The 20,515-nt window shown below is 38.7% G+C and carries 17 protein-coding genes; 7 read left to right on the forward strand and 10 right to left on the reverse strand.

Annotated features, from left to right (window positions below):
- Window positions 1-6: 6 nt before the first annotated feature.
- Entirely contained in the window at window positions 7-885 is an 879-nt protein-coding gene (locus HJG58_RS14990; RefSeq protein ID WP_170249519.1) for a dihydrodipicolinate synthase family protein, read from the forward strand.
- Window positions 886-928: 43 nt separating this feature from the next.
- Here the strand turns inward: HJG58_RS14990 and HJG58_RS14995 are convergent, their stop codons facing one another.
- Window positions 929-1,741: a TorF family putative porin gene (locus HJG58_RS14995; RefSeq protein ID WP_057085022.1), complete on the reverse strand. Its 813-nt coding sequence runs from the start codon at window positions 1,739-1,741 to the stop codon at window positions 929-931.
- 966 nt (window positions 1,742-2,707) lie between these two features.
- Here HJG58_RS14995 and HJG58_RS15000 point away from each other — a divergent pair.
- Window positions 2,708-3,982 (forward strand): OprD family outer membrane porin, encoded by a 1,275-nt coding sequence (locus HJG58_RS15000; protein WP_170249520.1) that lies wholly within the window; start codon window positions 2,708-2,710, stop codon window positions 3,980-3,982.
- Window positions 3,983-4,088: 106 nt separating this feature from the next.
- On the opposite strand, the gene ppa is transcribed toward HJG58_RS15000, so the two are convergent.
- Complete coding sequence (gene ppa / locus HJG58_RS15005; protein WP_002121243.1) at window positions 4,089-4,613, reverse strand: inorganic diphosphatase; 525 nt, start codon at window positions 4,611-4,613, stop codon at window positions 4,089-4,091.
- 127 nt (window positions 4,614-4,740) lie between these two features.
- Complete coding sequence (locus tag HJG58_RS15010; RefSeq protein WP_002121258.1) at window positions 4,741-5,139, reverse strand: MAPEG family protein; 399 nt, start codon at window positions 5,137-5,139, stop codon at window positions 4,741-4,743.
- Between the two features lie 106 nt (window positions 5,140-5,245).
- Here HJG58_RS15010 and HJG58_RS15015 point away from each other — a divergent pair, with 106 nt between their 5' ends.
- On the forward strand, window positions 5,246-5,635 hold the full coding sequence (locus tag HJG58_RS15015; RefSeq protein WP_170249521.1) for a hypothetical protein: 390 nt from the start codon (window positions 5,246-5,248) through the stop codon (window positions 5,633-5,635).
- Between the two features lie 41 nt (window positions 5,636-5,676).
- Here HJG58_RS15015 and HJG58_RS15020 read toward each other — a convergent pair whose 3' ends face one another.
- From HJG58_RS15020 to HJG58_RS15045, 6 genes are all read right to left on the reverse strand, one after another.
- A complete protein-coding gene (locus HJG58_RS15020) occupies window positions 5,677-7,356 on the reverse strand; it encodes a long-chain-fatty-acid--CoA ligase (protein WP_086265371.1) in 1,680 nt (559 codons plus the stop codon).
- A gap of 297 nt (window positions 7,357-7,653) precedes the next feature.
- On the reverse strand, window positions 7,654-9,873 hold the full coding sequence (parC, locus tag HJG58_RS15025; protein WP_170249522.1) for a DNA topoisomerase IV subunit A: 2,220 nt from the start codon (window positions 9,871-9,873) through the stop codon (window positions 7,654-7,656).
- A 151-nt stretch (window positions 9,874-10,024) separates the two neighbouring features.
- The gene (gene niaP / locus HJG58_RS15030) at window positions 10,025-11,344 is read right to left on the reverse strand and encodes a niacin transporter NiaP (protein WP_032012521.1); all 1,320 of its coding nucleotides are present in this window, start codon (window positions 11,342-11,344) and stop codon (window positions 10,025-10,027) included.
- Window positions 11,345-11,426: 82 nt separating this feature from the next.
- Window positions 11,427-12,071: a trimeric intracellular cation channel family protein gene (locus tag HJG58_RS15035; protein ID WP_016144082.1), complete on the reverse strand. Its 645-nt coding sequence runs from the start codon at window positions 12,069-12,071 to the stop codon at window positions 11,427-11,429.
- Window positions 12,072-12,116: 45 nt separating this feature from the next.
- Window positions 12,117-12,584 carry a YchJ family protein gene (locus HJG58_RS15040; protein ID WP_170249523.1) on the reverse strand — a complete coding sequence of 156 codons (468 nt, stop codon included), beginning with the start codon at window positions 12,582-12,584 and terminating at the stop codon, window positions 12,117-12,119.
- 72 nt (window positions 12,585-12,656) lie between these two features.
- Entirely contained in the window at window positions 12,657-14,249 is a 1,593-nt protein-coding gene (locus HJG58_RS15045; RefSeq protein WP_170249524.1) for a TerC family protein, read from the reverse strand.
- A 326-nt stretch (window positions 14,250-14,575) separates the two neighbouring features.
- Between HJG58_RS15045 and HJG58_RS15050 the strand changes: the two genes are divergently transcribed.
- Window positions 14,576-15,199, forward strand: coding sequence for an LOG family protein (locus HJG58_RS15050; protein WP_216076590.1), 624 nt, complete (start codon window positions 14,576-14,578; stop codon window positions 15,197-15,199).
- 61 nt (window positions 15,200-15,260) lie between these two features.
- Here the strand turns inward: HJG58_RS15050 and HJG58_RS15055 are convergent, their stop codons facing one another.
- The gene (locus tag HJG58_RS15055) at window positions 15,261-17,066 is read right to left on the reverse strand and encodes a choice-of-anchor I family protein (RefSeq protein ID WP_170249525.1); all 1,806 of its coding nucleotides are present in this window, start codon (window positions 17,064-17,066) and stop codon (window positions 15,261-15,263) included.
- Window positions 17,067-17,229: 163 nt separating this feature from the next.
- Between HJG58_RS15055 and mdtD the strand changes: the two genes are divergently transcribed.
- The 3 genes from mdtD (at window position 17,230) to dinB (ending at window position 20,513) form a co-directional block, all read left to right on the forward strand.
- A complete protein-coding gene (gene mdtD / locus HJG58_RS15060; protein ID WP_032070649.1) occupies window positions 17,230-18,621 on the forward strand; it encodes a multidrug transporter subunit MdtD in 1,392 nt (463 codons plus the stop codon).
- A gap of 76 nt (window positions 18,622-18,697) precedes the next feature.
- Window positions 18,698-19,456, forward strand: coding sequence for a glycoside hydrolase family 25 protein (locus tag HJG58_RS15065; protein ID WP_170249526.1), 759 nt, complete (start codon window positions 18,698-18,700; stop codon window positions 19,454-19,456).
- A gap of 1 nt (window position 19,457) precedes the next feature.
- Window positions 19,458-20,513: a DNA polymerase IV gene (gene dinB, locus HJG58_RS15070; RefSeq protein WP_133482118.1), complete on the forward strand. Its 1,056-nt coding sequence runs from the start codon at window positions 19,458-19,460 to the stop codon at window positions 20,511-20,513.
- Window positions 20,514-20,515 lie beyond the last annotated feature (2 nt).

Consider the following 20,515-nt stretch of genomic DNA (forward strand, 5'->3'; position numbering starts at 1 on the left):
TCAATCATGAAACTAAACGGCATTATTGGCTATCCTGTTACCCCTTTTTCTGATGACAACACCATTAACCTTCCTGTTCTAAAGCAGATGCTCGATTTGCTTATTGAAAATGGCTGTGATGCGATTGCACCTTTGGGTAGTACTGGTGAAAGTGCTTATCTTGAATGGGATGAGTGGTGCTTAGTCGCTAAGACTTCAATTGAAAGCATTAATAAACGTGTACCTGTCATTATTGGAATTTCAGAACTCACGACGGATCAAGCCATCAAAAAAGCGCAGATCGCGCAAAGCTATGGTGCAGATGCACTTATGGTGATTCCTGTATCTTATTGGAAGCTAACAGATCAAGAGATTTTTGAATATTATCAGTCAATTGCACAAGCAACGACTTTGCCGATTATGATTTATAACAACCCTGCGACCAGTGGTGTTGATATGTCTCCAGAATTAATCGTGCGTATGTTTAATCAGATTTCAAACATTACGATGGTGAAAGAAAGTAGCGGTGATATTCAGCGTATGCATCAAATTTATGAGCTATCAAAAGGAGAACTCCCGTTTTATAACGGCTGTAATCCTCTAGCTTTAGAAGCTTTATGCTCTGGAGCCAGTGGTTGGTGTACAGCAGCGCCTAATCTATTAGGTCAGCTCCCCCAACAACTTATTCAGCATGTGAAAAATGGTAATTTAAATCAGGCTCAAAAATCATTTTACCAGCAACTCCCTCTACTACGCTTTATCGTAAGTGGTGGTTTACCTAAAACGATTAAAGCAGGTTTGCAGCTAAAAGGGATTTCTGCGGGTACGCCACGTAAACCTCTGATCAAAGCAAATGATGTTGAGCTTAGTCAATTAAAACAGTTACTTGCTCAAATAGAGGACTAATAAAAAAAGCGGGTAAATAAACCCGCTTTTTTACAATTCAAACTTAGAATGTTTTAGTTAAACTAAACACTAAGCCTGTGTCATAAGGTTTCTTACCAGCATCAGTCATACCAGAAGTACTAATGTCTGTACCAACAACATCTAGCTCAGCGACAATACCCAAGATGTTATAATTCACACCAACTTTATAATCGATATAGCTATCATCTTCACCTGGTCCACCTGCAACTACAAGTAAAGAGTCTTTATTTTTTAGCTTGTTATAACCAACTGAAGCAATTCCTGTAAATCCTGTGTCAGCTATTGGTGCTGAATAACCTACGTTAAAATACCAGAACTCATCAGAGTGGCCCCAATAATCATCTGAATAGCTTACGCCCACACTAAGTGCATCACCTTTAAATAAAGAATCAGCAAACGTTAATTTTCCATAAAACTCGGTAAAGTCAAAACCTGTATCACCATTGTATGGGTTAGTAAATTTTGAGTCAGAACCAATATAGCCATAATGAATTACACCCACATCATAAGTTGGTGCAAGCGTATCAGACAATTTTAATGTATTTGTATAACCTAAAGAGATATCGGTTTCAGTTGAAACCCCTGGCGTATTAAAGTCAACGCTTGACCCCCAAAGCGCAACATAGGCACCTGACTTATGAGAAAAAGTAAAACCACCTTGAATGGCTGGGTTATTTGACGATTGTGTAACACCGCGGAAACGGTAGTCTGTAGTTGCCGCTACACTACCTGTTGCCGTGATTCCATAAAAAGATGGAGCATCTTCAGCCATAGCCATAGTTGACCCTGCTGCAAAGATACCAAGAGTTACTGCCTTAAGTGCAAATTTCATCATTTTGATCTCCCCCACAATGAACGCACGATTTATACGAATTAAACAAATTGTGTTACTTGAGCTTTAGCAATTGCTGTGCCAAGTACAAATTTGTCATAAGTGCTCTTCATTAATTTCCGAGATCAAAACCACTTTATTATGAAATCCTTGTTTATTTTTCATAAAAATATATCTATAAAAAACATGATGATAAAATATATTTTTTATAAAATAAAAAATACCAGTCATACAAAAAACACCTTATCGGAAATTACTAAACGAGGTAAGGAGTATTCATTTGTTGCACATAAATTTTCTATTTAATCTTAGAGTCGAGATATAAAAAGTATGTAAATTTATTGAAGGCAATGCTTGTAATGGTCTCTGAATGAGCATTTTTACTAACTCAATTACTTTATTTATTTTTGAGTTCAAGCCAATGAGCTATTTTGGGTCTTTTTTAAGCAGGAATATGAATAAAAAGAAGAGTGCACAAAATTCAAGCAACATCTTGCACTAAGTTTGATCAGCGCAGACATATACTGTTGACCTATTATTCGTGATCTATTTTTGTACATCATACTTTTAAAACAATGTTATATAGTAACATTTTAGATAGATTTTAAAATAAAGAGGTGAAAAAAGTAACGTGAGATAAGATTAAAAAGTAAACATATCCAACAAAAAAGAGTAAAAAATGAACACAAGAATCAACTATTTTTTGAAGTTTAAATATAAAATAAATGGTAAAAATCAACTAAAAAATAAATTACTTTTTTTATTTTAAACAATAGATTAAGTATAAAAGACTATTATTAAATTCATTAAACAACCAGTAGCACATTAATCAATTTCTGCATAGCATATATAAAATAAAATCAACAAAAATATATCTTTTTTATAGATTACTTATACAATTGATGGAAATCCTAGGCCCTGAATAATAACAAGGCACAGGATTTATCGTTTTTATGAGGTTCTTTAAATATGCTAAAAGCACAAAAACTTACATTAGCAGTTCTCATTTCTGCGGCAATAATTTCCTCGGCTCAGGCAAGCGAGCAAAGTGAGGCAAAAGGATTTGTTGAAGATGCGAACGGTTCTATTCTCTTCCGTACCGGTTATATCAGTCGTGATAAAAAAGATGGAAGGGCTGACAATAGCTCATTTGCTCAAACGGCAATTGTAAATATCGACTCTGGCTTTACTCCTGGTATTGTTGGTTTCGGTGTTGGCGTTGTTGGTGACGGCTCATTTAAAATCGGCGAAAATAAAAACGCTGGTAATAACATGATTCCACAACATAACGATGGTTCAGCTTACGATCATTGGGCGCGTGGTGGTGCTAACGTAAAAGCACGTTTCTCAAATACAACTGTACGTTATGGTACTCAAGTGCTTGATTTGCCTGTGCTTGCAAGCAACACGGCTCGTTTAGTACCTGAATATTTCACTGGTACTTTGTTAACTAGCCATGAAATTAAAGACTTAGAAGTGGTTGCTGGTAAATTTACTAAAAACCAATATTCTGACCAAATTGCTACTGACCAAAATGGTTTAGATCGTGCCGTGGTTTGGGGTGCAAAATATAAGTTTGACGATCAAATCAGTGGTTCTTACTACGGTGTTGATGTAAAAGACAAACTTGATCGTCATTATGTCAATGTGAACTACAAGCAACCGCTTGCTAATGACAGCTCACTTACTTATGACTTCAGTGGTTATCATACTAAATTTGATAAAGATGCTAATCTTTCGTACGCGACTGGCCCAGCTGGTGAAGACAAAACCAACAATATTTGGGCAATTTCAGGTACTTATGCGACTGGCCCACATAGTGTGATGCTGGCGTACCAACAAAACAGCGGTAACATTGGTTATAACTATGGTCTAAACCAAGACGGCGGTCAAAGTGTTTACTTGCCAAACTCTTATTTGTCTGACTTCATTGGTAATGATGAAAAATCTGCACAAATCCAATATAACCTCGACTTTGGCAAGTTAGGTGTATTACCTGGTCTAAACTGGACTACAGCTTATGTGTATGGCTGGGATATCAAAACATCTAACGGTGCAGACGACTCAAACGAAAGCGAATTCTTCAACCAAGTAAAATATACAGTTCAAAGTGGTTTTGCTAAAGGTTCAAGCTTACGCTTACGTAATTCAATTCACCGTGCAGACAGCGCTTATACTACAGACTATATGCCAGATACTAATGAATGGCGTATCTTCCTTGATATTCCTGTGAAATTATTCTAATTCACAAATCTATCAAGCATAAAAAAACCTACGTCTGGCAACAGATGTAGGTTTTTTATTAAGCTCAGAATATCAATTCAGACATTCTGAGCTTATCAATTAAAGCTTATTTAGCAGCTTCAATTGCTTTTAATACTTCTGCTTTAGCAACATCAGCACCTTCCCAACCACTGATTTTTACCCACTTACCTGGTTCTAAATCTTTATAGTGACTGAAGAAATGCTCAACTTGGCTAATCAATAACGGAGGAAGATCTGTATATTCCTTCACGTCTTTGTAAAGTGGAGATAATTTTTCGTGTGGAACAGCGATTAATTTCGCATCAATACCACCGTCATCTTCCATGTTTAATTTGCCCACTGGACGGCAACGAATGACTGAACCAGCAGCAACAGGATGTGGAGTTACAACAAGTACGTCTAATGGGTCGCCATCTTCAGACAAAGTATTTGGAACATAGCCATAGTTCGCTGGATAGAACATTGCTGTACCCATGAAACGGTCTACAAACAATGCATCAGAATCTTTATCGATTTCATATTTAATTGGTGCTGCATTTGCAGGAATTTCAATGATGACATAGATGTCATTTGGCGCATCTTTACCTGCTGGGATATTGCTGTAACTCATATCAATACTCTTTCGTTATGAAGTCAGATGTAAAATCCACTCGATTATAGCGTGGATATCATCAAAATGATGCCGATTATACAATGGGCACACGCGAAAGTTGATATGAATGATGACAGAATGACACTCAAGTCAGTTTAATCGTGACCACAAGTAAGAAGATTGGACACAATATAGATAAGAACCAAACAATCGAGCGCAAAGTTGCCCAATTACTTAAATAGCAAATACCATAAATAACTCTTAAAATAATATATGCCCAACCTAATCTCAGAATAAAATATTCCGGAACAACCATATATTCAGCCATTAAAATAGCAGTCAAGAATAAAGGTAGGCTTTCAAAGCTATTTTGTTGTACGGCATTAGCGCGAGCAGCAAGGCCTGTTGTTTTAGCCAAAAAAGCTCTCGGGTTTTGATTATCGACGGGCTGAAAACCACCTGTAAATTTTGCAATTACGGTAAATGCGTATGGCAGCAAACATGCCACTAAAATAATATAGATAATGCCGCTGATGCCCTGCATAGTGCCATCCATCACTGAAAATACTGTTGATCATGCTATCATAACATTGCGTTTTTACCTGAAATTTTATGCAATCACTTGTCATCACTGATTAATAGGGCCATGTATGCAACAACCTGATCAAAAAGAATTGTTTGAAGTCTTAGAAAAGCAAAAACAAAATCAACTTCAGGTAGACCGTATATTAAAAATTGTACTTCCTATTGTCGCTTTTTTATTGAGTGTGATTTGTGCAAATCTAAATTGGCAATCGACACTGGGCACCTTTGTTATTTTAACAATTACTTTTATTGCAGTCGGTATTAAACGACTTCCTTTATGGCATTGGTTAATTGTGATTACCCTATATTGCCTAGCAGATAATTATTTAAGTTATGGTCAGCTCGATTTAACTCACCTGCGTTTGCAATTGGGCACAATGCTTGTTTTTGTTGGAATGATTGGGATAGGTCGTCCTTATATAGACCGCTGGTTTATGAAAAGTCATAAAATATAAAAAAACAAAAAAGCGCCCTAAGGCGCTTTTTTATTAACTTTTTAGGCTGGCTTACGTAAGTCTTTACGTAAAATTTTGCCTACGTTTGATTTAGGTAGTTCGTCCATAAACTCAACATAACGAGGACGCTTATAACCTGTTAAGTTCTCTTTAGCAAAGCTCAAAATTTCTTCAGTCGTTAAACTTTGATCTTTTTTCACAATAAAGAGTTTAGGCACTTCACCTGATTTTTCATCTGGAACACCAATTGCAGCAACTTCCAATACTTTTGGATGTTTAGCAATAATTTCTTCGATTTCACTTGGGTACACGTTAAAACCAGAAACCAAAATCATATCTTTTTTACGATCTACAATTTTGACATATCCACGGCTATCCATAACGCCAATATCGCCTGTACGGAAGAAACCATCTGCTGTCATGACCTTAGCTGTCTCGTCAGGGCGGTTCCAATAACCTTTCATTACTTGAGGACCGCGAATCGAGATTTCACCTTGCTCACCTAAAGCAACTTCATTACCGTCATCATCTAAAATAGCAACTTCTGTCAAAGGCAATGGAATACCAATGGTGCCGCTAAATTCAGTAGAAGCTGGAGGATTTGCAGTTGCGACTGGAGAAGTTTCAGACAAACCATAACCTTCAATAATGGTTGTACCAGTAATTTTCTTCCAAGCCTCTGCTGTAGAAGGTAAAACTGCCATACCACCGCCCATCGCCATTTTTAAATTGCTATGGTCCAATTGTTTAAACTCTTCATTATTCACTAAAGCATTAAATAATGTATTTACTGCAGGAAAGAATGATGGCTGATATTTACGTAATTCGTTAATCACGGCAGGTAAATCACGTGGGTTAGGAATCAAGATATTTGCCTGACCTTTATACATACCGTACATCGCGCAAACCATGAACGCAAAAATATGATAAAGCGGTAATGCGCAAACAATGCGGTCACCTTTGGCACCATCATTAGCACCAAATTTACTCTGGAAAATACCGTCACATTGTAAAAGGTTTGCGACCAAATTGCGGTGTGTCAGTTCTGCACCTTTTGAAACCCCTGTAGTACCGCCAGTATATTGAAGTACGGCAGTATCGCTTAAAGTTAAATTCGGGCGCTTATAATTACTTGGGCTTTCTTTATTTAATGCTGCATTAAATTTAACGTACCCAGGAATATTCCAAGCAGGAATTTGCTTACGTACTTTACGTAATACAAAATTTACCAACGTACCTTTAAGCGTACCCAGCATATCCCCTACTGTAGCAACCACAACGTGCTTGACAGGGGTTTTACCTAAAATGCTCTGGTAAACACTAGCAAAGTTTTCGATAATCACGAGCACTTCTGCACCCGAGTCATTTAATTGATGCTCAAGTTCTCGTGCCGTATAAAGTGGGTTTACATTCACTAGAACTAAGCCCGCACGCAAAACAGCTAATGCCACCACAGGATATTGCAATACGTTTGGCATCATTACTGCAACACGAGTCCCTTTTGCTAACCCCAAATTTTGCAAATAGGTCGCGAACTTACGACTTGCAAGTTCTAACTCGTTAAATGACATTGCCTTATCCATGAAGATAAAAGCATCACGAGAACCAAACTTTTGGAAATTATTCTCAAAAATATCAACTAGTGAGGTATTTTCCGCAGGCAATGCTACTGTTTCTGGAATCCCTGTCTTTTGGTATTCTGCAAACCAAATTTTTTCCATAATGCCATTATCTCCGATTCGTAATCCTTAGTAATAACTGTTATTCAATGCCCCAGCTATTCTTTAGCTTCTTGGTGCCAGAACATATTTAAAACTTATTGGCACATTCATGACACTTTCGAACAAGATTATGAGACAGAAGTTTTGACAATTTGACCCTGTCAAATTTTTTATATGGAGTACAAATTACGTACTCCAAATTGCTGTCCTTTTAATCGTTATTCAATACCAACAAGTTCAGTTCATTGCTTGAACATGTTGCCATATATAGCGTATTTATGTTGCCCGACGCTAGCTTTATCTCTGAATCAACAGTTTATTTGCTTTTTGATATCCACGTGGTAAGAGGTGTCCTTTTGAAGCACGTTTACCCATGTATTTTTGTAGATCATCACCTTTTAGTTTTAGATGTTGTTGACCTGCAACCACCTGAATTATTTCATCTAAGTTCAGGGTTGTCATGGATAAAATCTGCTCTTTTGCTTCAAGTTGTATCAACTTATTACCTTTACCCTTATTTAAATTTGGTAGTTCTGCCAAATCAATAATTAAGAGTCGACCTGCTGAGCTGAGCACAGCTAAATGTGTCATGTTTTGGGCAGATACTAACGGCAAAGCTTTTGATTTTTCAGGAACCGACAAGAATGTCTTTCCTGCTTTGGCATTAGTATCTAGCTGTTTGGTTTGAGTTTTGAATCCATAACCTGATGAGCTAGCAGCAATAAGTTCTGACTCTTCATCATCTAAATAGACCTGAATAAACGCGACTCCACTTGCAGGAGCAAGTTTCGAACTTAATGGCTCGCCTAAACCTCTTGCTGATGGCAGACTGCTAATAGGCAAGGCGTAACTACGCCCTGTCTCATCAAGGAAATAAATTCGTTGATTGGTTTTACCCACCGCATGACTTAAATATTGGTCGCCAGCACGATAGTTTAAATTCTCTGCATCAACATCTGCACCTTTTGCGGCACGAATCCATCCAGCTTCAGATAAAACCACCGTTACTGCTTCAGCTGGCATTAAATCTTGTTCTTTAATCTGAACAGCTTCAGCACGCGCTACGATTGGAGAACGGCGCTCGTCACCAAACTTTTTCGCATCTTCCTTTAATTCACCAATGATCAGATTTTTTAAAGATTCTGGATTTTCGAGTTGTTCACGAATAATCGCTGCTTTTGCTGAGAGTTCATCCTGCTCTTGACGGATTTCCATCTCTTCAAGTTTTGCTAAATGACGTAACTTGAGTTCTAAAATTGCTTCTGCTTGTATCTCATCAATTTTGAAATGATCCATCAATACAGGTTTAGGCTGATCCTCTTCACGAATAATACGAATAACCGTATCAATATCGAGATAAGCAATTAAAAGACCTGCCAAAATATGCAAGCGTTTTTCAATTCGGTTTAAATGATATTCTAAACGGCGAGTTACCGTTTTTTTACGTATCTCAATCCACTCAAGTAAGATACGACGAATCGACTTAACCTGAGGACGACCATCCTCACCAATCATGTTTAAATTAACACGATAACTCGATTCTAAATCCGTAGTTGCAAATAGGTGGCTCATCACTGCTTCAGCATCAATACGATTAGAACGAAGTACAATCACTAATCGCGTTGGGTTGGCATGATCTGACTCATCACGCACATCCACTACTAGAGGCAGCTTTTTAGCCTGCATTTGATCGGCAATTTGAGTAATTACCTTCGAGCCCGATACTTGATACGGTAATTCCGTAATCACGATTTCATTTTTTTCAATAGTGTAAACCGCTCGCATGCGGTAACTACCACGACCCGTAGTCTGGATTTTGAGTAATTCTTCAGGCGGAGTAATAATTTCAGCTTTGGTTGGTAAATCCGGTGCTGGAATATATTCAGCCAATTTCTCATCTGATGTTTGCGGATTACGAATTAAGGCAATTGTTCCTTTAATCACTTCACGTAAATTATGTGGCGGAATATCAGTCGCCATACCAACCGCAATACCGGTTGTACCATTTAGTAGAATGTTGGGAACTCGTGCCGGCAAGGTAATTGGTTCTTTTAAAGAACCATCAAAGTTATCTTGCCATTCACTCGTGCCTTGTCCTAACTCACTTAGTAATAACTCACTGTAGGCAGAAAGTTTTGCCTCGGTATAACGCATCGCAGCAAACGATTTAGGGTCATCTGGTGAACCCCAGTTCCCTTGACCTTCAATTAGAGGATAGCGATAACTAAATGGCTGAGCCATCAATACCATGGCTTCATAACATGCCGAATCACCATGCGGATGGTATTTACCAAGTACGTCACCCACAGTACGAGCCGATTTTTTTGGCTTACCACTGCTTTTTAAGCCTAACTCGCTCATGGCGTAGACAATACGGCGCTGTACAGGCTTTAAGCCATCACTGATATGTGGCAATGCACGATCCATGATGACGTACATGGCATAGTTCAGGTAAGCCTGTTCAGTAAATTCGGCTACAGAGCGGTTTTCTGTCGCTTGATGCGCAAGGCTGGTCATAGTCAGCTTATCTTCCAAATCAGTCGTTATTTTAAGTGAGTCTTATGCTAAGTGGGCTATGTTACAGACACAAGAGGGACTCTGTCACCTGAGCGTCAAATTATGTCTCATCTCTCTATATTTTTAGTTACTTGCTATAAAGTTAGGCAAACTAAAGGCCTATCGACTCTAGTCTTTTACCTTGGGTTTCTTCACCTAATATTAAAATTACAGCTGCAACCAAAAGTAAAACAATAGTAAACATCATAAAAACATGGCTAAACCCATTCTTGGAAACCATCATATGAGTGACGACTATCGGTGCTAAAATTCCACCTAAACGCCCCATTGCCGATGCCCATCCCGACCCAAAAGCCCGAATGTTGGCAGGATATTGCTCTGGTGTATAGGTATATAACACGCCCCATGCACCCAAATTAAAGAATGACATGAGACAGCCCCAAAACATAATGCTATTTACACTATCGGCTTGTCCAAAGAAATATGCAGACAAGGCACAAAAACCGATAAACGCAGCGAGCGTAATTTTTCTACCTAAACGCTCTACAAACCATGCTGCTGCTAAGTAACCCGGTAGCTGAGCCAAAATCATAAGCAATACATATTCAAATGATTTGACAATATCATAGCCCTGTTTCACTAATAAACTTGGTAGCCATGTAAAGATGCCATAGTAGGAATACACAATTCCAAACCAGATCAGCCAAAGCATTAAGCTTCTACGAGCAAATTGACCACTCCAAAGTTGTTTAAAAGAGACTTTTTGTCGCATGGCTACAGGCACGACTTCAATGTGGTGAACAATTTGAACGCCTGCTTGAGCTTCTAATTTTTGAACTAAGACGTGTGCTTCTTCAACACGTCCACGGTTAATCAGGTAAGGTATCGATTCAGGGAGTTTTTTCCAAATTACTAAAATATAAATCAGTGGGAGGCCACCCATAAGAAAGGCAATATGCCAACCAAATTTAGGAATAATAAAATAAGAAATGAGTGCAGCAACTAACCAACCCAAACCCCAAAAACTTTCGAGCAGTACGATAAAACGACCACGTACATGCGCAGGGATATATTCACTCACCAATGTCACTGCAACGGGTAACTGTCCACCAAGTCCAAGACCAACAATAAAACGAAAAATTAATAACCACGTTAAGTCTGGAGCAAAAGCACATAAGGCAGTCGCAATGCTATAGATCGCCATGGTAACAGCAAATATTGTCTTACGGCCAAAGCGATCTGCTAAAGCCCCTGAGCAAACAGCTCCAATAGCCATTCCTACAAAACCAATACTCACAATCCAACCGCTTTCGGCTGGTGTTAATGCCCAGTCTTTAACAAGCGTTGTCATGATAAAAGCAATGATACCAGTGTCCATCGCATCAAACATCCAACCTAAACCAACCACCCACAGTAGTGTGTAGTGAAATTTGCCAATTGGAAGATTTTGTATACGTGAAACCAGATCCATAGGAAAAACTCTACTGGAAAAAATAAGTGAGCAAGACAATATATTTAATTGTTATATCATGCCCACATCGAATTCTGCATGATTAATGTTCGTCGGTAGAAGAAGCAGATTCCGCATCATCATCTTTATAAATAAATTTAGGCATTTCTAAGCCAAAATAGATTGCAATCAGACGTAAGGTAAAGCCAAAAACCAAGGTTGAAATGACAGTTAGCTCTAAACTTAATCCTAAATCCTGACAGACCCAGTAACAGATGACTGCCACAAAAGAGATACTCGCATAGAGTTCACGACGGAAAACGAATGGGACATCGTTACATAAAATATCACGTAAAATACCGCCAGATACTCCAGTCAACACCCCAGCTACTGCTGATACGACAAAACCATGTCCCATTTGTAGGGCGATCTGGCAACCAATAATTGTAAAACCAATCAAGCCTAAAGCATCAAGTACTAAAAAGATGTTATGTAAATGACGCATCCATTTGGCAATAATAATCGTGACAAATGCAGCACAGCAGGTCAGAACCAAATATTCCGGATGTTTTACCCAAGTTAAAGGATAGTGACCAAGCAATACATCGCGCACAGAACCACCACCCAAAGCAGTTACACAGGCAATCAGTACGACACCGAACCAGTCCATACTCCGTCGACCAGCAGATAATGCACCTGTCATGGCTTCCGCAGTAATCGCAATAATATAAATAACGGTGAGTAACATCGCCCTTTCCCTCAGGCCAAACAGTGGGCGTATTTTAAGATAAACTTACAGAAATTGTGCACAGCATTGCTTAAATTTTTTTCCTGAACCACATATACAAGGTTGTTTCATCGTGACCTTCATATCAACCGTTGGGTCGAGGAAAAACCATTTTTGCTGGTGATAAACAAAATGTGAAACCTCATGATGAATTTGGTTTTTTTGTCCATCATGATAATGAGCCTTGAACTCAACCTGTGCATGCGTTTTATCTAATTTTTCGTTGGCGTTAACCCCCTCTAAACCCAACCACTGATTTTGTTTGCTCCACTCTGAGATAGCATCTTTATCAAGTGTTGTTTGCTGACCTAAAGCAGTCGTTTGCACAATATAATCAATTTGCTGTAATGCGAAAGCGCTATAACGTGAACGCATAAGCTGCTCTGCCGTTAGTGCTTTGGCTGTGCCTAAATGTAAAGGCTCACAACACTGTGTATAGCTGCCTTTTCCACATGGACAAGTTTGTTCGGTCATTTGGTGTGTCTCAAATAAAAAAATAGCTCAGAGTTGAGCTATTTTATGATGTTTCTAGACTTAAAAGATCATTTAATCTTTTGATTCATCTTGTTCGATAGAAACAATATGAACTTTCTCAATTTTATGACCTTCCATGGTAATCACTTCAAAGCGATAACCATCCGCCTCAACAGCTTCACCATTTTCTGGTAAACGGCCTAAATGGAATAACAAGTAGCCGGACAAAGTTGAATACTGTTCACTTTCGTCAACGAGATCACGACCTAATAAAAGAGATACGTGACGAATGTCAGTTGAACCTTCAAGCATTAATGAACCATCTGCCAAGCTTTCAGCAGCAGCGTCTAATTCATCTTCATCAGGGAATTCACCAGCAATTGCTTCTAAAATATCAATTGGTGTTGCGATACCTTCGATGGAACCATATTCATTTAATACGATCGCCATTTGTAAAGGTGCTTGACGCAATTGCTCCATCACCATAAGCACTTGAGCATTTTCATGCACAATCACAGGTTCACGTAGATGCTTTTGGAAATCAATTACACCTGTTTCAATAAAGTTATTTAAAACTTTATGTGTTAATGCGATACCCTCAATATTATCAAGCTCACCACGAGCAATGATTAAACGTGAATGTGTCATCGACATTAAACGTTCTTTTAAAACTTCAGGCTCATCGTCTAAGTCAATCCACTCAAGTTCAGGGCGTGGAGTCATAACAGACTTTACAGGACGCTCTGATAAACCAAGTACACCTTGTACCAGCACACTGTGATAAGCGCCATTTTCTTCGTCAAAAACCTCATCAGCAAAAGCTTGTGTCGCTAGTACATCTTCTTTATCAGCAGATTGAGTATCTGAACTAGAACCACTGCTTTTACTTCCTAACATACGTAAAACCGCAGAGGCAGTACGATAACGCAAGTCTGTGGTTGTAACTAGCTTTTCCTGATTGCGGCGCATGCTCTGATTGATTATTTCTACCAAAATAGAGAAACCAATTGCAGCATATAAGTAGCCCTTCGGAATATGGAAACCAAAACCTTCCACGACCAAAGAGAAACCAATCATCATTAAAAAGCCAAGACATAGAATGACAACTGTTGGATGCTTATTGACAAAGTCCATAAGTGGTCTTGATGCCCACAGCATGATACCCACAGCAACAATCATTGCCAGCATCATCACACTTTTGTCTTTGACCATACCCACTGCGGTAATCACACTGTCTAATGAAAATACAGCATCAAGCACAACAATCTGGACAATGACCATCCAGAATGCAGCATGAACTGGATTATCTTCTTTTTGCAGTTGTTTGCCTTCCATACGCTCATGCAATTCCATGGTGCCTTTAAAAAGCAAGAACACACCACCGAACAACAAGATCAAATCACGACCAGAAAATGGATGATCAAAAATATGGAAGAGTGGCTCAGTCAGTGTCACAACCCAAGCAATAGCAGCTAAAAGGACTAAACGCATTCCCAAAGCGAGTACCAAACCAATTACTCGCGCCTTAGCTCGCTGCTCTGGCGGCAACTTTTCAGCCAAAATAGCAATAAAAACGAGGTTATCGATCCCCAGTACAATTTCAAGAATGATTAAAGTAGCTAAGCCCACCCACGCAGAGGGATCAGACATCCATTCAAATATCATTGATCCTGCTCCTGTGCTAATAGGGCTTTATCTTTATTGGGCAGCACAATAGGCGCGCCTACACAAAGGGGGGGAAATGTTTTTTTAAGACAAGAAATTAAAACGGAGCGACTACAACCACTACCCATATTTGTTCATATGTTGTTAAACGAATTTTTAGTATAGGCAAGATTTAACATAAATTCATCATTTTTATTTGTTCATGACTAGCATTCACCAAACCCATACAAAACATGACTCTTTCTTATAAATCTGCTTATAAAGTTGTCATATCTTTTGCTTAGTGTAGACAAGAAATATGAACGTGATAAGGTGAAAATAAAGCAATGAATAGCGTATTAACAATGGCAGTAAATGATTCACCAATAACAGCTGTAAAAACAAAACAACCTCTTATTGCATTATATTGTGGTTCACGTGCAGGAAATAATCCAATTTACCGAGAAAAAGCAATTGAGCTTGCTCATGGAATTGCTGACCAAGGTTTTGGTTTAGTCTACGGCGGTGCCAGTATCGGCTTAATGGGACAAGTCGCAGATAGCGTTCTCGCAAACGGCGGAGAAGCTGTCGGTGTGATCCCTGAATTTATGCTTGATTATGAAGTCGCACATGCGGGTCTAACTGAATTACATGTGGTCGAAACTATGCACGAACGTAAGGCCATGATGGCAGAACGCGCAAGTGCATTTATTGCTTTACCGGGGGGGTTAGGAACATTTGAAGAAATATTGGAAATAGCCACTTGGGGCCAACTCAACCAACACCAAAAACCCATGATTTTATATAACGTAAATAGCTTTTATAATGCATTAATTGCCCAATTAGACCATGCAGTTCAAGAAGGTTTCCTTCCCCTTCAACACCGAGCTAAATTAATTGTATGTCAAGATGTCAATCAAATTTACAACGTAATTAAAAACTTAAAAATGCCAAAAAGATTTGTTGTGTAATTTACTAAAGAATAAAAAGAGCCTCATAGGCTCTTTTTATTTGTAGGTTGTTTTGATCTATTTATTTTAAATTAATTTGATAAATTGCCGTGCTGCCACTGACTTCATTACCTACTACTAATAACGGCTGACCATTTGGCGAATTTTTTGCAGAAATAAAAATTAAACCCTCTGGACCTAAGTCACCTTGTTTTGCCATATCAGTTTCTTTGAAATTTCGAGTCGTAAAATATTCAACAAACTGCGGCTTCTGCGGATTAGTAATATCGTAGACCATGATACCACTTACTCGCTCTAATCCAATAAAGGCATATGTTTTCTTGCCAATAGTTCCAACAGTAACACCTTCAGGTTCTGGCCCCTTACCTGTACTACGGCTATCAAAGGTCACCTCTTCATGATCACTGTTAAAATAATCAGGGAACAACTCAGCAATTTTACGTTCAAATTCACTACCAGAGTCCCAAACTAACTGCCCTTTAGTATCCCAGATACTAAATGAGCGTCCACCATACGCATAAAGCTTATCATAGGTTAAATAACCATCAGCATCTAATTTAGGTGAACCGTCATTATTGGTTTGGTAGCCTTTGGTCCAAGTGACCTTTAAACGGCCTAACTGATTATCTTCACGACATCCAGCGGCATCGGTTAGAGTTGCACCACAATAGCCAAAAATGGTTGGATTCAAACGTGCACCTTTTACGCCTGCTGCAATTTTTTGTAGATGTGCAGGATAATCTCCGTCTGTATTAAATCCTTTTTTCTTGAATAAATCTTTTACACGAATTTCTTCAGCAAAATCTTTGGTAATATCCCCGACAAAATAGGCATCTTCATCTGACAGCCATTCACGGGCATCACCCTCATTGGCAGTTACCAGATAAGTCTGGCCATTAGCCGTATAATGCGCAATTGAATCTGGTTGATACATGCCTACCAGACCTGACCATGGCTGAATATTGATTTTACCAGTTGGGTTACCCTTACTATCTTGTGGGCCATCGCGATCACTCACATCTAATGCATTTGCCGCAATGCTATAATCCTTATAACCCAGTGGATAAAGCTCAATCACTTTTTGTTGAGTTAAATCGATTTGTGCCAATGCATTATTTTCTTGTAATGTGACCCAAGCAGTTTTGTTATCATCCGAAACCGTAATATATTCAGGTTCTAAGTCTTGTGCGACAGTCGCATTTGGACCAAAAATACGGATACCCTTTTCTAACAATGCTGCCTTTTGATTATTCCATGTTTTAAAATCGGCAATAACTGCTTTTGGCTGCTGAATATTACTCACATCAATAATACTCACTGAACCTTCAGGATCGATAGAATAATCATCATTAGGCTCAGCTTCATTTGCGACCAAAACTTTCTGACCATCTGGCGTAAAAGTTAACATATCCGGCAGAGCACCAACTTCAACTTTACTCATAAAGCTAAGATCACTGGCTCTAAAAAATACAACAATCCCTGGATCAGTTTTGACTTTTGCTTGTACAGCTAAAGCCACAATCCCATTATGTACTGAAACACTATTTACCTCTGAATCGGCTAAATATAGGCGAGCAGATAATTCTTTAATATGGACTGGTTTCTCAGGTTTAGAAGCATCTAAAACATCAACCAATCCTTTTTGTGCATTTACTACAAATAGGCGTTTACTTTGTGGATCATAAGCAGGTATTTCCGCTGCACTTTGAGCAAAAACACCTGTTTCATATCGCCCCAATAAACTTAACTGAATATTATTTGGAGTTATTTCTGTTTCTGATTGGCTTACGGTATCGTCACTATCATTACAAGCGCTTATCCCCACTGATAAAATTGCAACGAGTAGTGCAGTAAACTTAAATTTCATTTTAATATCCATAGTTTATTTTAAATTGATTAATTTATAAGCACACCATTTAATTCTGATGACATTTCCATGTGGATTACACCCTAATAGGCTTCTTATTAGTTTCGCTTCTTTTAAATTCAATTTGTTTTACACTAGACCAAAAGGTTAATTTTCAAATGTTATGAATGCCACGCCAACACACCAAGCTTTGCAACCTGAATATCGACTACTCGTTCTTTTGGTTTCTATTGGCTTTTTTATGCAGGCCTTGGACACAACCATTGTAAATACTGCTATTCCTGCGATGGCTCATCATCTAAATGAAGATCCTTTACGCATGCATAGTGTAGTGGTGGCCTATGTATTATCGGTTGCTGCCTGCATTCCTCTAAGTGGATGGTTAGCAGACCGCTTTGGTGTTAGAAATATTTTCTTGTCGGCAATCGTAATCTTTACTCTGGCTTCTTTAGGTTGTGGTCTTTCTCAGAGTCTCAATGAGCTCTTATTTTTCCGAGTCATCCAAGGCATAGGCGGCGCCTTACTACTTCCTGTTGGCCGATTATCACTTTTAAAAATTATTCCTCGAACTCAGTTCTTAGCTGCAATGAGCTTAATGAGCCTTGCAGGTTTACTCGGGCCTTTGGCTGGTCCAACTTTGGGCGGATGGTTGGTTGAAGTTGCAACTTGGCACTGGATTTTTCTCATCAATATTCCTATGGGCATACTTGGCATATTAATGACATTGAAAGTCATGCCAAATGTAAAGGAACCCTCAGTCAAAACATTTGATTTGGGTGGCTTCATCTTGTTAGTTGTAGCCATGATCGGATGGTCTTTAGGGATCGAACATCTAGCCTCACCTGAATATTCAAAATGGTTTAGCATTTCATTATTAGTCGTCGGAATAATCGCAACGCTTTGGTATGCCTATCATTCACATACTCATCAAAATGCATTATTTCGTAGCCGACTCTTTAGAAACAAAATTTATGCGATTGGTATTTTAGGTAATTTCTTTGCTCGCTTTGGTGGGAATGCCTTACCTTTTGTTTTACCACTCATGCTACAGGTCGCTTTTGGTTTTGAACCCTTTATTGCAGGTTTAATGATGATTCCATTGGTCTTGGGCTCATTATTTTCAAAGCCAATTGTCAGACCTATTATTCAAAAAATTGGCTACCGACGTTTTTTACTTATTAACACAACATTAGTTGGGCTATGTATTGCCTCTTTTGCAATCATGACCGTCGATACTCCAACCTGGTTTAGAGCCTTGCACTTTTTCTTATTTGGCACATTAAATTCACTGCAATTTGTTGGCATGAATACATTAACCTTGAAAGACTTGCCTCAACAAGATGCGAGTAGCGGTAATAGTTTCTTGTCGATGATCATGATGCTATCAATGAGTATTGGTGTAGCACTGGCAGGTACCCTCATTAATATTTTTACTAATTATTATGGTGCAGATCACGTGACAACAGCGTTTCATGTCACTCTCATTTGTCTCGGTTGTATCAATGTCATTACTGCATTTATTTTCTGGCAAATTCCAAAGGATACGTCTGTATAAGCAGTTGCATTTTTAGCATAGTTTCTCGCTCGCGAATCACGCTATGATGTCGACTTCAAATTTTAACGAGTTTTGAATGAGCAAACTGGCTAAAACTTTTTTCACATCACGGCACAATACCCTAATCGGAATTGGCTTAGCTTGTGTTATGGGAGTCTTAGCTTATTTTGGTCTGTTCTATCAACAAAAAGCCGTTGCGCAGGATTATCCGGTGCAAGGGTTCGATGTTTCTCATCATCAAGGTGATGTTAACTGGAAAAAAATATCACCGGAAAAATTCCAATTCGTCTATTTAAAAGCGACTGAAGGCGGCGATTACAAAGATTCAAAATTTCAGGAAAATTGGCTCAAGGCACGCGAACATGGGTTTCATGTAGGTGCTTATCACTTTTATCGTCTATGCCGTGATGGTAAAACGCAAGCTGATAACTTTATTGAGACTGTACCCAACAAAGCCGATGCCCTTCCTCCTGTTATCGATCTAGAATATGACGGTAACTGTATTAATGCACACACCAAAGAACAATTACTTAAAGAAATAGGCATCATGCATGATCGCTTAAAACAGCATTATGGCAAACAACCTATCTTTTATATTTCCAAAACTTTTTACCACATTGTATTAATAGGAAGTTTCCCTAATACACCGCTTTGGGTCAGAGATTACGAAGGAAAACCTGAGCTGAAAGACAAAAGAAAATGGCTCTTTTGGCAGCATAGTAATCAGGGTAAAATTGAAGGCATGACAAAGCCAGTAGACTTAAATGTTTATGAGGGTTCAGTCAAAGAATGGCATCAATTTTTACAGCAGCAAGGCATCGTGAAAGCACAATAATATGCGCAAAATCATTCATATCGATATGGATGCCTTTTATGCATCGGTCGAATTGCGAGAGCGTCCTGATCTAAAGCATCTCCCCGTCGTTATTTCTTCGCATCATCCGCGAGCTGTGATTGCTGCTGCCTCCTACCCTGCCCGTGAATTTGGTTTACGTTCTGCCATGTCGATGAGTCAGGCAAGAAAACTATGCCCTCAAGTTGTCATTATTGAACCAAATTTTGAAAAATACCGTACGGTCTCCGCTCAAATTCACTCGATCTTTCAGCAATATACGCTACTTATTGAGCCTTTATCTTTAGATGAAGCTTATTTAGATGTCACTGAAAACCTAAAACAGATTGCGAGTGCAACCGAAGTTGCCATGCATATTCGGGAAGATATTTTTAGATTAACCGGATTGACCGCGTCGGCAGGTGTGGCACCAAATAAGTTTTTGGCAAAAATTGCTTCGGATTGGAACAAACCTAATGGCTTATGTGTAATCAAACCTTCGCAAGTTGCTACTTTTATTCAAGACCTTCCACTTAAAAAGATTCCTGGTGTGGGTAAAGTCACTCAGGAGAAATTACAACAGCTTCAGTTACATACCTTAGGTGATTTACAGAAAGTTGAAGAAGCTGTTTTAGTTCACCACTTTGGTAAATATGGACAACAACTCTATCTATATGCTCAGGGCATTGACCATAGACCTGTTCAAGCTGAAAGAGCTCGACAACAAATTTCGAAAGAGACAACTTTTGACAGTGATTTTACTTTGGCTCAATGCCAGCCCTATTGGCAGGGATTAGCCGAAAAAGTATGGCAAACACTAGAGAGAAAACAGCTCAATGCACGTGGTGTAAATATCAAACTTAAGCTCAAGAATTTTCAGACTTTACAACATAGTAAAAGCTTTAAAAGGCCTATCCAGTCACTACAAGACTTAATTCAAGTTTTATTTTTATTATTAAATGAAATGCAGATTCCCGAACATTTCCAGTTTCGCCTGATTGGTATAGGCGTTTATCAATTACAGACGCAAGCAGACGACTTCCAGCTTAACCTTTGGTAATT

The sequence above is a fragment of the Acinetobacter geminorum genome, from assembly GCF_013009345.1.
Classification (GTDB): Bacteria; Pseudomonadota; Gammaproteobacteria; order Pseudomonadales; family Moraxellaceae; genus Acinetobacter; species Acinetobacter geminorum.

What these genes read in the sequence shown, in the direction of transcription:
- HJG58_RS15065 (WP_170249526.1), top strand. Translation starts at nt 18,698, where the DNA reads ATGAGCAAACTGGCTAAAACTTTTTTCACATCACGGCACAATACCCTA.
- HJG58_RS15000 (WP_170249520.1), top strand. Translation starts at nt 2,708, where the DNA reads ATGCTAAAAGCACAAAAACTTACATTAGCAGTTCTCATTTCTGCGGCA.
- HJG58_RS14995 (WP_057085022.1), bottom strand. Translation starts at nt 1,741, where the DNA reads ATGATGAAATTTGCACTTAAGGCAGTAACTCTTGGTATCTTTGCAGCA.
- HJG58_RS15055 (WP_170249525.1), bottom strand. Translation starts at nt 17,066, where the DNA reads ATGAAATTTAAGTTTACTGCACTACTCGTTGCAATTTTATCAGTGGGG.
- HJG58_RS15015 (WP_170249521.1), top strand. Translation starts at nt 5,246, where the DNA reads ATGCAACAACCTGATCAAAAAGAATTGTTTGAAGTCTTAGAAAAGCAA.
- HJG58_RS15050 (WP_216076590.1), top strand. Translation starts at nt 14,576, where the DNA reads ATGAATAGCGTATTAACAATGGCAGTAAATGATTCACCAATAACAGCT.
- HJG58_RS15010 (WP_002121258.1), bottom strand. Translation starts at nt 5,139, where the DNA reads ATGCAGGGCATCAGCGGCATTATCTATATTATTTTAGTGGCATGTTTG.
- HJG58_RS15020 (WP_086265371.1), bottom strand. Translation starts at nt 7,356, where the DNA reads ATGGAAAAAATTTGGTTTGCAGAATACCAAAAGACAGGGATTCCAGAA.
- HJG58_RS15035 (WP_016144082.1), bottom strand. Translation starts at nt 12,071, where the DNA reads ATGTTACTCACCGTTATTTATATTATTGCGATTACTGCGGAAGCCATG.
- dinB (WP_133482118.1), top strand. Translation starts at nt 19,458, where the DNA reads ATGCGCAAAATCATTCATATCGATATGGATGCCTTTTATGCATCGGTC.
- niaP (WP_032012521.1), bottom strand. Translation starts at nt 11,344, where the DNA reads ATGGATCTGGTTTCACGTATACAAAATCTTCCAATTGGCAAATTTCAC.
- HJG58_RS15045 (WP_170249524.1), bottom strand. Translation starts at nt 14,249, where the DNA reads ATGATATTTGAATGGATGTCTGATCCCTCTGCGTGGGTGGGCTTAGCT.
- ppa (WP_002121243.1), bottom strand. Translation starts at nt 4,613, where the DNA reads ATGAGTTACAGCAATATCCCAGCAGGTAAAGATGCGCCAAATGACATC.
- parC (WP_170249522.1), bottom strand. Translation starts at nt 9,873, where the DNA reads ATGACCAGCCTTGCGCATCAAGCGACAGAAAACCGCTCTGTAGCCGAA.
- mdtD (WP_032070649.1), top strand. Translation starts at nt 17,230, where the DNA reads ATGAATGCCACGCCAACACACCAAGCTTTGCAACCTGAATATCGACTA.
- HJG58_RS14990 (WP_170249519.1), top strand. Translation starts at nt 7, where the DNA reads ATGAAACTAAACGGCATTATTGGCTATCCTGTTACCCCTTTTTCTGAT.
- HJG58_RS15040 (WP_170249523.1), bottom strand. Translation starts at nt 12,584, where the DNA reads ATGACCGAACAAACTTGTCCATGTGGAAAAGGCAGCTATACACAGTGT.